The organism is Paracholeplasma morum, from assembly GCF_016907055.1.
Classification (GTDB): Bacteria; Bacillota_I; Bacilli_A; order Acholeplasmatales; family UBA5453; genus Paracholeplasma; species Paracholeplasma morum.
The window spans coordinates 19,831-35,249 of the sequence record NZ_JAFBBG010000009.1; the positions used below are offsets into that span (position 1 = coordinate 19,831).

At 34.9% G+C, this 15,419-nt stretch carries 15 protein-coding genes and 1 tRNA gene; 12 read left to right on the top strand and 4 right to left on the bottom strand.

Annotation, left to right across the window (positions count from 1 at the left end; translation table 11 throughout):
* Window positions 1-10: 10 nt before the first annotated feature.
* Window positions 11-1,630, top strand: a complete 1,620-nt coding sequence (locus tag JN09_RS05125; RefSeq protein WP_204433447.1) for an ABC-F family ATP-binding cassette domain-containing protein — start codon at window positions 11-13, stop codon at window positions 1,628-1,630.
* 16 nt (window positions 1,631-1,646) lie between these two features.
* Here JN09_RS05125 and thpR read toward each other — a convergent pair whose 3' ends face one another.
* Window positions 1,647-2,156: an RNA 2',3'-cyclic phosphodiesterase gene (gene thpR / locus JN09_RS05130; protein ID WP_204433450.1), complete on the bottom strand. Its 510-nt coding sequence runs from the start codon at window positions 2,154-2,156 to the stop codon at window positions 1,647-1,649.
* Window positions 2,157-2,268: 112 nt separating this feature from the next.
* Between thpR and JN09_RS05135 the strand changes: the two genes are divergently transcribed.
* From JN09_RS05135 to JN09_RS05170, 8 genes are all read left to right on the top strand, one after another.
* Entirely contained in the window at window positions 2,269-2,799 is a 531-nt protein-coding gene (locus JN09_RS05135) for a nucleoside/nucleotide kinase family protein (RefSeq protein WP_204433451.1), read from the top strand.
* Window positions 2,800-2,807: 8 nt separating this feature from the next.
* Entirely contained in the window at window positions 2,808-3,551 is a 744-nt protein-coding gene (locus JN09_RS05140; protein WP_204433453.1) for a helix-turn-helix transcriptional regulator, read from the top strand.
* Window positions 3,552-3,562: 11 nt separating this feature from the next.
* Complete coding sequence (locus JN09_RS05145) at window positions 3,563-4,417, top strand: DUF1295 domain-containing protein (RefSeq protein ID WP_204433455.1); 855 nt, start codon at window positions 3,563-3,565, stop codon at window positions 4,415-4,417.
* Between the two features lie 130 nt (window positions 4,418-4,547).
* Window positions 4,548-5,405 carry an ABC transporter ATP-binding protein gene (locus tag JN09_RS05150; protein WP_204433457.1) on the top strand — a complete coding sequence of 286 codons (858 nt, stop codon included), beginning with the start codon at window positions 4,548-4,550 and terminating at the stop codon, window positions 5,403-5,405.
* A gap of 1 nt (window position 5,406) precedes the next feature.
* Entirely contained in the window at window positions 5,407-6,192 is a 786-nt protein-coding gene (locus JN09_RS05155; protein ID WP_204433458.1) for an ABC-2 transporter permease, read from the top strand.
* Window positions 6,193-6,288: 96 nt separating this feature from the next.
* Window positions 6,289-6,489 (top strand): hypothetical protein, encoded by a 201-nt coding sequence (locus tag JN09_RS05160; RefSeq protein WP_204433459.1) that lies wholly within the window; start codon window positions 6,289-6,291, stop codon window positions 6,487-6,489.
* 53 nt (window positions 6,490-6,542) lie between these two features.
* Entirely contained in the window at window positions 6,543-7,631 is a 1,089-nt protein-coding gene (locus JN09_RS05165) for an alkaline phosphatase family protein (RefSeq protein WP_204433464.1), read from the top strand.
* Between the two features lie 9 nt (window positions 7,632-7,640).
* Complete coding sequence (locus tag JN09_RS05170) at window positions 7,641-8,609, top strand: endonuclease I family protein (RefSeq protein WP_204433469.1); 969 nt, start codon at window positions 7,641-7,643, stop codon at window positions 8,607-8,609.
* 44 nt (window positions 8,610-8,653) lie between these two features.
* Here JN09_RS05170 and JN09_RS05175 read toward each other — a convergent pair whose 3' ends face one another.
* Together JN09_RS05175 and JN09_RS05180 are read right to left on the bottom strand one after the other, a co-directional pair.
* Window positions 8,654-9,163, bottom strand: coding sequence for a hypothetical protein (locus JN09_RS05175; protein ID WP_204433470.1), 510 nt, complete (start codon window positions 9,161-9,163; stop codon window positions 8,654-8,656).
* 924 nt (window positions 9,164-10,087) lie between these two features.
* Window positions 10,088-10,163: transfer RNA gene (locus JN09_RS05180), tRNA-Lys, on the bottom strand.
* Between the two features lie 141 nt (window positions 10,164-10,304).
* Here JN09_RS05180 and JN09_RS05185 point away from each other — a divergent pair.
* Complete coding sequence (locus JN09_RS05185) at window positions 10,305-10,871, top strand: NUDIX hydrolase (protein ID WP_204433471.1); 567 nt, start codon at window positions 10,305-10,307, stop codon at window positions 10,869-10,871.
* Window positions 10,849-11,490: an HAD family hydrolase gene (locus JN09_RS05190; RefSeq protein ID WP_204433473.1), complete on the top strand. Its 642-nt coding sequence runs from the start codon at window positions 10,849-10,851 to the stop codon at window positions 11,488-11,490. Before JN09_RS05185 ends, JN09_RS05190 begins: the two co-directional genes overlap by 23 nt.
* A gap of 82 nt (window positions 11,491-11,572) precedes the next feature.
* Here JN09_RS05190 and JN09_RS05195 read toward each other — a convergent pair whose 3' ends face one another.
* Window positions 11,573-13,390 carry a glycoside hydrolase family 13 protein gene (locus tag JN09_RS05195; RefSeq protein ID WP_204433474.1) on the bottom strand — a complete coding sequence of 606 codons (1,818 nt, stop codon included), beginning with the start codon at window positions 13,388-13,390 and terminating at the stop codon, window positions 11,573-11,575.
* Between the two features lie 155 nt (window positions 13,391-13,545).
* Here JN09_RS05195 and JN09_RS05200 point away from each other — a divergent pair, with 155 nt between their 5' ends.
* On the top strand, window positions 13,546-15,255 hold the full coding sequence (locus JN09_RS05200) for a glycoside hydrolase family 13 protein (protein ID WP_204433476.1): 1,710 nt from the start codon (window positions 13,546-13,548) through the stop codon (window positions 15,253-15,255).
* Window positions 15,256-15,419: the final 164 nt, after the last annotated feature.

Genomic DNA, 15,419 nt, shown 5'->3' on the forward strand with positions numbered 1-15,419 from the left:
GGTTTTTAGATTGATTCATGTATCCAATGTCAGTTTAGTGTTTTCAGACAAAAAATTGTTTGAAGATGTTAACATAAAATTCACAAAAGGAAACTGCTATGGCATCATCGGTGCGAATGGAGCAGGTAAATCCACATTCTTAAAGTTATTGTCTTTTGAGAAAGAACCAACCAAAGGCGATATCATTGTCGAAAAAAACAAACGTATCGCTACATTAAAACAAGATCAAAACGCCTTTGACGATTATACAGCTGTAGAAACAGTGATTATGGGTCATAAGCGTCTTTTTGAAGTTCTAAAAGAAAAAGAAGTCTATTATGCGAAAACAGACCTTACCGAAAAAGAAGGCTACGAGTTGGCTGATTTAGAAGTTGAGTTTGCTGAACTTGATGGATGGGAAGCAGAATACAATGCTGAAAAGTTGTTAAACGGCTTAAACGTTCCAAAAGAAAACTTCTATATGTCTATGAAAGACATCGTTCCAAAAGAAAAGGTTAAAATCCTTTTAGCTCAAGCGCTTTTTGGCAATCCGGATATACTCTTACTAGATGAACCAACCAATAACCTTGACTATGAGGCCATCCGTTGGTTAGAAGACTTCTTAATCGACTATGATAACACCGTTATAACAGTATCCCATGACAGACATTTCTTAAATAACGTCTGTACACACATGGTAGACATCGACTACTATCAGGCTAAACTATTCCCAGGAAACTATGATTTCTGGTTAGAATCTAGTGCGCTCATTCAAAAACTCATGAATGACCGCAACAAGAAAAAAGAAGAACGTATGGAGGAATTAAAAGCCTTCATTGCGAGATTTAGTGCGAACTTATCTAAGAGTAGACAAGCTACTTCTAGAAAGAAATCCTTAGAAAAGATTGAACTTGAGAACATCGTTCCTTCATTAAGGAAATACCCATTCATTGGTTTTGATATCGAAAAACCACTAGGTAAAGATGTCTTAGAAGTAGAAAACCTTGCTTTTCAAGTAGATGATCAAATCGGGTTTAAAAATGTATCATTCACGATCAATCGCGGTGAAAAAGTCGCATTAATTGGTAAAAATGACTTACTTAAACAATACTTGCTTGCTGTTCTAGCAGGTGAAAAAGAACCACTTGACGGCAGAATCAAATGGGGACAAACGGCTTCAACCAATTATTTCTCATCGGATATCGACAGATACTTTGAAGGTTCAGACATGAACTTGATTGACTGGTTAAGACAGTATTCAACGAAAGATCAAGCAGAATCTTATATTAGAGGATTCTTAGGTAGAATGTTATTCTCTGGCGATCAACCACTTAAAGATGTTAAATACTTATCTGGTGGCGAGAAGATGCGTTTACTTTATTCGAAACTAATGTTGAGTAGTGCGAATACATTATTAATTGACTCACCAACCATTCACTTAGACTTAGAAGCCATTCAATCCGTCAATAACGGGTTACAAGCTTTTGATGGCGCAATCATTTTATTCACACATGACCATAAACTTATTGACACGGTATGTAATAAAATCATCGAGATTGGTGATTTAGGGGCTTATCAGTTTAATGGAACATTAGATGAGTATTTATCTCATCCTCGTACAAAAGAAATTCAAAAATCCTTATACAAGTAAAAGAAATCCGCTATTTTTAGCGGATTTCTTTTAATTTGTGCGAGTATATTACTTCATATTTCAAGATACCATCTACCCTTTTGGACTCAAAAAGTTCAATATGATTGATTTCTATTTCCTCATCTAAAGTGATAATGGGTAGTGGGTCTTTATAAAATGCATTTCTTATTAAAGTAATATGTGGGGTATAGGACTCATTGGACGTGCCATGTAACTTAAAGTATACTTCTTTTTGAAGATTGTATAGTTCATCCGATTCAACTCTAAAATGAATGACCTTACGGTTTTTCTTGTCGAAGGCAGATAAGTCGGTGATTTTGACTCTAAAGGGTTTAATGGAAAGCATCTTTAGTACTTCAATATAGTAATTTGGGTCTAATGACTCACCAATAAACTCTAATGTAATATGATAATTGTCAATCAAAGGGAGCTCTTTGTCTTTCATTAGTGAGACTAAATATAGACTAACTGAATTGAGTTTTTCTTTAATTGTGTAAGGCAAATCCAATCCTATAAATAATCGCATAGTATCACCACTTTTAGAATATCACATCACTGACTATTTTTACACTCTAAAGCCCATCTTTGGGGGTCAAAAAGAAATCAGTTCATGTTATAATCGAAACGAGGTGTCTATTATGATCGTATTGGTTGGCGCGAGTGCCAGTGGAAAAACTGAATTATCAAAAATATTATTTAAAGAGTATGGCTATAAAAAATGTATTACAACCACCACTCGTGTTATGCGTGATAACGAACAACAAGGCGTTGATTATCATTTTTTAACCAAAGAAGTATTTGAAACTAAAATCTCTGAAGGCGCATTTTACGAAGTGACTTCTTATCAAAACCATTATTATGGCATTCAAAAAAAGGATGTTAATGAAAATGGGCTAGTCATTGTTGACCCTAATGGGGCAAATAAACTTGTAGAATGTGGATCTGATGTGTTCGTAGTCTACATTGAAGCCAGTGAAGCTTTAAGAAAAAGACGAATGGAAGAACGTAACGATGACCCACTTATGATTCAAAAACGCATTGAAGGTGACAGAGAAACCTTTGATTTAAAGCATTTTATGAGAATTGATTTACATATCTATAATGAAGTAGTCTCTTTGGAGTCTATCGCAAATAAAATACACGAGGCTTACCAAAGAAGACATCACTAGGAGGGTTTATGACAACTGGAGAAAAACTACAGTATTACCGCGTCCTTTATGATTATTCACAACTAGATATCGCAGATATATTAGGGGTAAGTCTTGAAACAATCATGAATTACGAGTCTGATATCGAACAACCATCGGCGGATGACTTATTGATTTTGGCTAGAACCTATAATATCATGGTTGATAATTTCTTCCCTGGTAGTATCAAGAAAAAAAGACATGAACCCGTGATTATAAAAGAATATAAGAGTAAAAGAACCTTTTTAGGAAGACCACTTGTCCATATTAACTTAGGTAATAAAACTAAGGCAAGAGGGATAATTGCGATTGGTATGGAAGCCAGAGGGGTAATAGCCATTGGTTTGGTAGCTAGAGGATTATTATCATTTGGCGTTTTATCAATCGGACTTTTGTCTATAGGCTCCTTTTCACTTGGCTTGCTGGCCTTAGGCGCAATATCATTGGGAGGGATTTCACTAGGCGGTGTAGCATTTGGATTATTAAGCTTAGGTGGTGTATCATTTGGCCTCTTTAGTTTTGGTGGAGCAGCTATGGGGAAGTACCTAGCAGTTGGGTATCATGCCCATGGCATGATTGCAATTGGAAAGCAGTATGCAGAAGGCAGTATATATCAAGCATTATCTGGAACGGATAGTTACATATATGATCCTATTTTGGTTTATAAACTGTTACTTGAAAATACCCCGAATTGGATTAGATCTATATTACTTTGGATTGAATCAATCATTTAGGAGACTATGACATGAATAAACGCAGAGATTTTATTTTAATTACACTAATATATGCAATCAGCATTAGCATTGGCCTCATTAGTGGAGATTTTTTTGATGTGAACTTATTATCAAAAATATTGATTATCGATATAATCACCACACTTGTGATTTACTTATGTAGCTTGATTGTTAAGAATGCAAGTTTGTATGACCCTTACTGGAGCGTTATTCCACCTGTACTTATTATGTATGCGATGATTACCCAAAAGAGTTATAGTTTACTGAACTGGGTATTGTGGATTAGCATCATGGTTTGGGCTATTAGACTTACCTATAACTGGGCAGTCAACTGGACATCGTTTAGCCATCAAGACTGGCGATATGACTTAATAAGAAGTAAGACTAAGAAGTTATATCCTCTTGCTAATCTATTTGGAATTCAACTCATGCCAACTTTTGTAGTTTACTTACAAATTTATGTAGCAGTAACAACCATAAGCGAAAATAAACCATTGAATATCGGTTCAATCCTCTCAGGATTGATCATCATTAGCGCAACCCTTATCCAGTTTATATCAGATAAGCAAATGCGTGAGTTTAAGGCTTCAAACTCTAATAAACGTGTCATTGATGTGGGTCTATGGAAGTATTCAAGACACCCTAATTACTTTGGTGAAGTGATGGTTTGGTGGGGCGTGTATGGCTTTTATCTATCCGTTAGTCAAAAACTGGATTACTTGATTATGGCCCCAATCGTAATGACTTTACTATTTTTAGTTATTTCCATTCCGATGATGGAAACGAAGATTCTAAAAACAAGACCTGAATACAGAACTTACATGAAAGAGACGTCAAAGTTTATTCCATGGGTTAAGAAAAACTAAAGAAATAACTAACATAAGACCTATAGAAACAGGTCTTTTTTAATCTTTTTTCCTTATTTAAAAGTTTATTTATAATGCTATTTATAAAAATTGATTTTTTTGATACAATGTATGAGAAGGGTGTGATGATATGGATTACATCGAAGTAAACAATTTAAAAAAGTATTATGGAACCAAAAGAGGCGTTGAGTCTATTTCAATGTCTGTAAGAAAAGGTGAAATCATGGGGTTTGTTGGGCCTAATGGCGCCGGTAAAACCACAGTGATTCGTATTCTTTTAGGACTTCTCGAACGAGACTCAGGCTCAGCTAAAATCAATGGTATCGAGACACATTTTGACCAATATGATGTCAACAAGGCCATTGGATACTTACCAAGTGAACCTACCTTTTTCAATGAGTATTATGTCAAAGACATCTTGAAATTCTTCAAACATATGAATCACGCTGATCAAAACTATATTGATGAGCTTGTAACGTACTTTGAACTAGATGTAACCAAACGCGTCAAAGAACTCTCATTAGGGAATAAAAAGAAAGTTGCTTTAGTGGTGACTTTAATGAAAAGAGCCCCTTTACTCATCTTAGATGAACCAACAACTGGACTAGATCCACTTTTACAAAAGAAGTTCTTAGATTTACTCTTAAAGGAAAAAGAAAGAGGCACAACGATTTTACTTTCTTCACATGTTTTGTCGGAAGTAGAAAAAGTGTGTGATCGTGTTACTTTAATTAAAGAAGGACAGATTTTATTCTCTGAAGAAATGAAAACCATCAAAGCAAAAATGTATGTTAAAGTTACGCTTAACCCAATGATTCATTTAAGTTTACCTGGACTAGAAGTGGTCAATAAACCAAATGGTGCCTTTTATATGTACAGAGGGGATATCCAATCACTACTGGTTAAGCTATCTAAGTATCCGCTTAAAGACTTACTGATTGAAAAACCACATCTTGAAGAACTATTTATGGATTACTACGGTGAATAATATGAGAACACTATATAATATGCTTTTTAAAAGACAGTTAAAAGGAAACCTCGTTTGGTCAGTATCTGTCGCCTTAATGACGCTTGTGGTTGTTGTATTATACCCGTATGTCAAAGATATGTATACTGTGATGCCACCAGAAGTCATGGCGATTATGGAACAGTTCGGAGGGATCCCATCCAATGCGCTTGAGTATTATGCAACTGAAGGTGCGATGATGACACAATTATTTGGTAGCATCTATGCTGCAATGCTAGGGTTTACGATGATAAACCTCTTCGAATCAGAAAAAACAGCAGAAGTTCTTTATGTACAAGGCACGCCAAAACGCACATTTTATATTTCTAAACAACTCTTAATGGTGACATTGATTATTTTATTCTCTATTGTCCAGTATCTTTTTGGATTACTTGGTTTCGCGATTATTAAAGAGAACGTTAACCACCTAGATTATATTTATTTTCATTTGATCGACACGCTTTTATTAGTCGTATTTGCCTATTTAGGGTTTGGCATGTGTTTACTTCTAAAGAGTACTTCAAAAGTAATGACTTCAATCATTTTGCCGCTACCCCTTTACGTTTTAACCTTTGTCTCATCTTTAACAGACAATGACATCATCAAAGGTTTAAAATACGCTTCACCATTTACATTCGCTGACCCTGTTGTCATCTTAAAGAACCAAACATCGATTGATTCTATTAGCCTTATAGTCTATATCTCAGTCATAATTATCATTTCTACGATGTTCTTTAAACTCTATAAAACACGAATTCATACCGTGTAAGTACCATATAAGTACACTGTAAGCACTTTTATCCGTAATTAAGACCTTACAAATAGTAAATCTGTGTTATAATTATATTTGAAGGAAGGTATCATTATGTCGTGGGGAAATGAAACTAGAATTATAGGGGAAAAAGTCGTTGTCATCGGCGAAAAGGAATTAGGCGTGGTTACCCGCATTGATAAAGATCGTAACTTAGTTTACGTACTTTTCAAGAAAATGCGCGAAGTTGCCTATCCATACCCTGAAGCATTTGAACAAAACTATCTAACACTTAAATACAGTGTAAATAAATAATCCTTCACGGATTATTTTTTTAATTGTGTAAATAGATCAATGAGGAAGTCAATATGAAACCAAACTATAAAAAATCGATTTTGAATGTTTCTAATACCATCCTAGCTCACTATGGGGTTAAGCATGATTATCCAGTTCTAAAAGACTTATCCAAACAGTTAATTGGAAAGAAACACATTATGCTTATGTTACTAGATGGCATGGGCATGAACATCTTAAAAAATATTGATAAAAAAAGCATACTTAGACAAAATGTTAAACAGATACTAACCTCTGTTTACCCACCAACAACGGTAGCTGCAACCACCTCTGTTTTATCGGGGGTCGCCCCCTACGTTCACGGCCATGTTGGTTGGACACAATATAGCCGTTTTGAAGCGACAAACGTGACGGTTTTCACCAATGAAAATGCGGATAATGAATCCTTACCTCTAAAAGAAAACTTTAGAGAAAAGCATTTAGCCTTTGAAACCATTCTTGATAAAATAAAGCAAGTGAATCCTACGCTCATTACCAAACAGTTAATGCCATCTTTTGCAGTAGGTGGATATCCATCTTTTCAAGCACAAGTAGATGCGTTAATCTCATTAAACAAAGAAGAATCATCATTTAGTTATACTTATCATACTGAACCTGATTCAACCATTCATGAATATGGGGTTAGAAATGATACCGTTAAGTCATTATTATTGTCTTTAGAGACTGAGATTTTAAGACTTAAAGAGATTCTCTCAAAGGATAGTATTCTTATTATCATTGCCGACCACGGATTAATCGATGTTGAACCAGTGCCTCTTTATGATCAAAAAGACTTACTTGAACTTCTAAAAAGAATGCCATCGATTGAACCACGCTCAACGGCTTTCTTTCTTAAAGATGGGGTTCAAGAAACGTTTAAAAAAAGGTTTAAGAAACACTTCGGAAGTAAATTCAAACTATATAGGAAACAAGATATTTACAAAACAGGTTTACTGGGATACGGTGAAAAACATCCGTTATTGGATGATTTCATTGGAGACTATATGGCCATCACAAAAAAGAGATATTTCTTTACCAGAACAGAAGAGAACTGTTTTAAAGCCCATCATGCGGGATTGTCCAAAAAAGAAATGCTTGTACCATTAATCATCATTAAAAATTAGGAGTATATTATGCCAACAAAAAAACTTACTAAACACGTTAAGAAGAAAGTCAATAAAGCAAGAAAAAAACACAAATGGATTAATGTTTTATTAATCGTTATTGTGTTAGCTGTGGGAATTTACTTGTATTATGATTCATTAAACCAAACGGATCAAAATTCGTATAGTAGTGAACAAAACAGTGAAGGGTTTTATTATTATCAAACCACAAGTGATGGGTACTATCAAACCACACAAAACCTAATAGGGGTATCATTAAAAGAAGAACTTAATGACATTCTAAATGATAATTTCACCCCAAGAAGCTATCAAGACGCAAAAACAGTTTTATTAGAATCTGATTTAGATCCAAATAATCCAAATAAGTTATTAGGGATTTATGACAGTACATTAATCGATAACGTTTGGAATGGTAATGTTTGGAACCGCGAACACGTCTGGCCAAATTCACGCTTAGGTATTCCTAGGGTCTCTGAGTCTACCAAGAATATTGGGACTGACTTACATAACTTAAGAGTAATTGAAGACCGTATTAATAGCGTAAGAAGTAACCTATATTATGTTGAAGGTTCTGGTTCTGGAGTCAAAACAGGCGAGGGTTTCTATCCTGGTGATGACCATAAAGGAGATGTTGCACGTATATTATTTTACATGGTAACGATGTATGATCATTTAAACCTTTCAGATACTAACATTGATGAAGGCGAAACCTATTCGATGAGTATGGTTACCATGGGTAAATTATCGCTCTTATTAGAATGGCATAAAGAAGATCCAGTTGATGAGTTTGAGAAGAACCGTAACCAAGTGATATATGGGGCACAGGGCAATAGAAACCCATACATTGATCGTCCTGAATTCGTTCATTTAATCTGGGAAAACAAAACGATTGATGAACTAACAAAACCTGTAGAGGATTTGACTACTTATCACCAAGGATTTAGAGTTTTATCTTTCCATAATACGTTTATACAATAAAAGGCTAAATCAATAGCCTTTTTCTTTTATAAGATGAACAAGATTTATAGTAAGCGAATCATTACGATTTCAATCAAACTAATGAGTGATTTAATCTCGCCAATATACTCAATGTTTAAAGCTCCATAAGTTTCTAGTTTTCTCACGACGGTTTCAAATTCATTTTTTCCGAAGTTCAATACAAATGTATTTTTTTCAGAACCATCGATTAGAATATGGATTAGTGTTGAGGTGCTTTTACTGAAACCATTAATTTGTTCTTTGGTTATATTTGAAACATCAAGTACCAACATCGAAGAAAAATCATCCCTCCAGGCAAGAAAAATGGATCTTTTTTGATCATCTGACAATTTAGGAGATTTTAGTATATTTTCCAGTTTCATTCGTATGTATTCGCACGTCAATATAACTGTGAACATTATCAAAAACAATAGAGTGTATTTCATCCATTTCCTAGAGATACCTGAGAGTAGTTCATTGAAGAGAATGACTAATAAAGAATAAGTAATGCTCTCGATGAATTTATTATTGTAGGCTTTCTTTAATAGACTCATGGTTTAGCCTTCCTCTAAATGCATTATTCAAAACGTTCATACGAGATAACAACGAGTAAATTACTTGGTATCTATCCTTGGTTCTCTGCGGTATCGGGGTATTTTCTACGTATTGTTTAAGGCCACTATGCTCAATACTAACAGAATGGTATTCACAGCGATAAACATTATAGATTATACCCTCTTTTATATAGTCTCTTAGGATTAGATCCATGTTTTCATCTCGTAAACTAAGAGAGAAATCAACGAGTCTCTGAAAAAACCAAATATGGTCCTTCTTATCAATTCGATAATTATTTCCGAGAACCCTAGGAAAAGAGATTGAGTTCCTAATTGAACGGGTGCTCAAATGCCATCTTTTTTTAAGATAAGTTAGACCATTTTTATACATATCATTCTTGATACAAGAAGAAGAAAGTTTATTTCTGGAAACAGCAATTTCTCCTATTTTCGAGATTAATCTCCTTTTTTCAGCTGCATTCAAAACGCAAACTACCTTAATCAAAATCATTTCTATCACCTTTCCCTTTTTGATTTGATTCATTCTTTATGTCAACTACTGTTATAAAAGTGTATCAAGTAATAATCAAAAAAAGAGAATATTACTTATCTACAGAATAAAAGTCTTAGATAAGTCAAACATTCCCCTCTATGTTTGACCTGAATCAACAATATGAATTTTACTAAAAGTATTTATTAAACATTTCCCATGTTTGGATAATTGAACAGAACTAGTATGTATTTGTTATTATTTTACCACTTCATTGTGATAAGTAAACAATAAAATGTTGAAAAATAAATAAATATATTTGTGTAATATGGGTTATAAGTATATTTTAGTGACAAAAGATCAATTTGGTTATAACTAAAAAAGGTGTTAATGTATAAAAAAAAACGGCTTAATCAAGCCGATTTGTTTTAAAATGGTACACCCGCACGGGCTCGAACCGTGGACCCACTGATTAAGAGTCAGTTGCTCTACCGACTGAGCTACGGATGCATCTTTTTTTCAAAGCATTGTTATGATAACACACTTTTTTTTATAAAACAAGCCTTTTAGTGAACAAATCTAAAAAAAGGGTTGTAGATAGTTTAGAAGAGTTAGAGTATAATAGAAATTAACTGAAAGAACGGTGAGTATATGACACTATTTGATATTTATAACCCAAAAGATCCATTTGAAGTACAAGACTTAATCTACATTAAAGATGCAATTAAACATTATGGTGACTTACTTTATGAAAGACACTATATGATGCATTTTTCTGCATCAGCGATGATTTTCAACAAAGACTTTTCTAAGACGTTGATGATCTATCACAAGCTATATGATTCATGGGGATGGACTGGTGGACATCTTGATGGCAACAAGGATTTTAAAGCAGTTGCCTTAAAGGAAGCTAAGGAAGAAACCGGGCTAGAAAACTTTAAGTTTTTAACAGAAGAACCGATGAGCATAGAGGTACTACCTGTATGGTTTCATGTTAAGAAGAACCAAGCCATCTCTTCCCATTTACATTTGAATGCTTCTTACTTATTGATTGCGGATGAACTAGATACATTAAGTGTAAATGAAGAAGAAACCAATGGCTGTAAGTGGATTCCGATTGAAGAAATCACTTCCTTTGTAAGTGAACCTGAAATGATGCCAATCTATGAAAAACTGATAAAAAGGGGGAGAGATTTTGAAAAAAACCATACTCTTTGATTTAGATGGTACCTTATTAGACACATTAAAGGACCTTACCATCGCGGTGAATTACATGTTAACACACTATAATAGACCACATAGAACTGAACAAGAAGTCAGATCTTTTCTTGGAAATGGTGCGATGAAACTAATCGAACTATCTTACGGTGAAGCTTTAACTAAAGAAGCACTTAAAGAAGTCTATGATTATTATGACGCATACTATCAGGCACATAGTATGGTATACACGAAGCCTTATAATGGGATTCTTGAACTTCTTAGTTATTTAAGTTCCAAAGGTTACCAAATGGCAGTTATATCTAATAAGCAGGATGCTGCAGTCAAGGCATTGGTTGATCTTTTGTTTCCTAACCTGTTTGAACTTTCTGTAGGTGTCAAAGCCGATCAGATTAAAAAGCCAGACCCAAGAATGATTGAATTGGTATTAAAAGAACTCAATGCCACAAGGGAAAATACCATATTAATTGGTGATTCAGAAGTAGATATTATGACGGGTAAGAATGCGAATGTGGATGTCATTGCATGTCTGTGGGGATTTAGAGACATGAAAGAAATCGCACCTTTAAAACCTGAGTTTATTGTATCAAACCCACTAGATATTAAAAAAATACTATGAGAATAGACCTTATCACCTGTTGATAAGGTCTTTTTTAACGAAAAACCACCTCATAAAGAGATGGTTATCGCTTGGGTTTGGATTATTTCTTTAGAATGATATAGCCATAAGGGCTTAGAGTGAATGTGTCTTTGATAGACTCATTAGTCTCTAGGTTGATACCCTCTAATCCCTTTATGGAAATAGTTTGATCTTGATTGCTAGAATTGATAAGGAAAACAAATGTTTCACCAGCTAACTTTTCATATACAATCACACGTTTTGAATCATCGTGATGGATCCATCTTAAATCTGAAGACTTAAATGCTTCATGGGTTTTACGCCATGAGATTAACGTTTTGATTCTGTCTTTAAAGGCTAAGTCTTGTTTAGACTCATCCCAAATCATGCAACGTCTATTGTCAGGGTCATGTTTGCCTGTGATTCCGATTTCTCCTCCATAGTAAATGGTTGGGGTTCCAGGGAAGCTAAACATAAACAAATACGTCAAGAAAGCTAAGTCACGGTTTTCTAAAGAACGATCAAGGATTCTTGCCGTATCATGTGAATCCACTAAGTTAAACATGTTTTCGGTGATTTGTTGTGGGTAAGAAGCGAGAAGCTTATTTGAAAGTCTTACTAGTTCACTGGCTTCAATCGTTGGGATGTTTGGATCATGTCCGAAGAACTGCCAAATTAAATAAACAAGTTCATAGTTCATCACTGTATCAATTTGGTCTCCACCTAACCACGGCATGGAATAATCCCAGTTTTCACCAAAGATAAAGGCATCTTTTTTAGCCTTTTTTACCGTCTGTCTGAATGCTTTCCAAAAGTCATGAGAGACTTCGTTAGATACGTCTAATCGCCAACCATCGATGTCGTACTCTTTAATCCAATATTCTGCAACCTCTAGTAAGTGTTGTCTTGCAAGTGGGTCTTCAGTATTCCACTTAGGCATATATGGTGTAAATGCGAAGGTGTGATAATTAGGAATTAGGCCTCTTGAGTATATTGGCTTACCATGTTCGTTCAATTTGAAGTTTAACATGGGTTCATCTTTAACGAAGAAACTGTTGTAGTATTTAGAGGCTTTACCATGTTTTACAACATCTTGGAAAAATGGATGGTCATAACCACAGTGGTTGAATACTGCATCTAAGACCACTTTAATTCCACGTTTGTGAGATTCCTGAACCAGTACTTTAAAGTCTTCATTGGTTCCGAAGGCAGGATCAATCTTAAAATAGTTTGTGGTATCGTACTTATGGGCACTTGGACTTTCGAATAACGGTGTGAAATAGATTCCAGTGATACCTAGATCTTTTATGTAATCTAGGGATTCAATAATCCCAGGAATGTCTCCACCGAAAAACATATGGTTTGTGACATTTTCACTTGGAACGCCCCAAGCGTTCGTCACTGGATTAACAGAGTTTTTCCCACGTCTGAAACGTTCAGGGAATATTTCATACCACACGGTATCTTTTACCCAACTAGGGATACTAATAATATCTGCTTCATTTAAGAATGGGTAGTTAAAGTAATTAAAAAGATTGAACTTTTTCGTGGCATCACCATCTTTTAGATCGTAGATTTCTCTAACCCCATAAAGGTATCTTTCATCTAGTAAGAAAGCATACTTAACCCTTAAGTGTTCTGGCTTGATGCTTAAGAAGTAGTAGTCATATTCTTTATCAGTGAAACGCTTAACCATTTCTTCATCATTGGCATTTTCTTGGACCCAAACCCAGTGGATATGATCATCATCAACGGGTTCATATCTGAAGGGATCCCCATAAAGAAGTTTCACTGATTTAAAGTCATTTGCTTGTGTTCTTAACCAGATATGTAAGGTATTTTTATCATAGGCATAGGCCATTTCTGATTTAGACTTGTGTAGTAAGGCATGTTTGTTCATTTTTATTGTGCTCCTTTCGTAGCATTCAATATCATTATACTAAAAATATATAGCGCTTTCATCGCAATATTAAATGTAACGGATTACAACTCGATAACCTGCCACTTTACTTTTAAGTTATGGTATCATAAACATAGTTGATAAGGAGTGATTACATGTCATTTTTGGAACGCAAATGGTGGAAAGAAGCCATTGGGTATCAGATTTACTTAAGAAGTTTTTACGATTCGAATGGCGATGGCATTGGTGATATCAATGGTATCATCGAAAAATTAGATTATTTAAAAGATTTAGGGGTCGATTTGTTATGGATTTGTCCATTTTATAAATCACCTATGGATGATAACGGATATGACGTATCCGATTTTTATGACATTAGTCCAGACTATGGCACAATGGATGATGCGAAAAGATTAATAAGTGAAGCTAAAAAAAGAGGCATTCGCATTATTGCCGATTTGGTTATGAATCAAACCTCTGATGAACACGAGTGGTTTATGGAATCTAGAAAATCTGTAGACAATCCGTATAGAGATTATTATATTTGGCAAAAAGGCAAAATCGTCGATGGGAAGGAAGTAGAACCTACTAACTGGGCTTCATTCTTTGGTGGATCCTGTTGGCAAAAAGACGAAATCACTGGCGAATATTACATGAAGATTTTCTCTAAAAAAATGCCTGATTTAAACTGGGCGAATCCGAATGTGAGAAAAAGCATGTTTGATATGGCTAAGTTCTGGCTTGATTTGGGGATTGACGGATTTAGAGTCGATGCCGTAGCCCATATTGCTAGATCAAAGACATTCGAAGATTCGACCATGGAGTCAAACGACAAATACAAACCAGACTGGCGTAAATTTTCGAACCTACCAGAACTTCATGATTACTTAAAAGAGTTTAATCAAGCTGTACTAAAGGATTACGATGTCATGACCGTTGGGGAAGTTGGTGGTGGTGCATTACCTATGGAAGCTATTGACTATGCTGGTTTAAACCGCGATGAGTTAAACATGGTATTTAACTTCGACCATAACTGGTGTAATAACGTTTGGAATTTAAGAGATCCAAATGAAAAAGTAGTGACCAACTTACCACACTTAAAAGACATGTTTGAAAAATGGCAAACTAACCTTTACGGAAAAGCTTGGAATCCAATATATTGGTTAAACCATGACCAACCACGCGTAATGAGCCAATATGGCAATGTTGAGAAGCGTGTGTTATCCGGTAGCATGCTAGCCACAGCACTTTATTTCATGTGGGGTACCCCATTCATCTATCAAGGTGAAGAAATCGGCATGACCAATTATCCATTTAAAACGATCGAGGATTTCAACGATGTATCTGTAAAAAATAGTTATCATTTAGTTTGTGTGGAAGGTAATGAAGATAAAGATAGATACATTGGATTCACTGCTCATAGAAGTAGAGACAATGCGAGAACTCCAGTTCAATGGAAAAATGCACCATATGGCGGATTTTCTAACGTTGTGCCTTGGTTCCATGTTAACCCAAACTACCCAACGATTAATGTAGAGGATGAAATGAAGGATCCAAACTCATTATGGCATTATTACAAGAAAGTCTTGAACCTTCGTAAACACAGTTCCTATAAAGATACTTTTGTCTACGGGACTTATAAACAAGTCTTAAGAGACGATGAAGAAATTTATGGCTATGTTCGAAAGAACAAAGACACGATTTTAGTTATTACAAACTTCTTTGACATAACAAAGACAGTTTCAGTGGATGGATTTAGTGTAGAAGAAGTATTACTTTCTAACTATGAATCCGAAGACGTTAATCTCGAGTCATTAACGCTTAGACCGTACGAATCACTCGTACTTAAAGTTAAAACGCAATAATGAGAGCCCGTTTCGGGCTTTTCGTATACTAAGACTAGGAGTTATTCTCTTAGTCTTTTATTTTTATATAATTGGTAGTAAAATGAGGGCGAAGGCGTAGTTAAACAATTTGAACTTCGAGTTCGTAAAAACTAGTATACCTTTGAGTATTTATGATAGTCTAC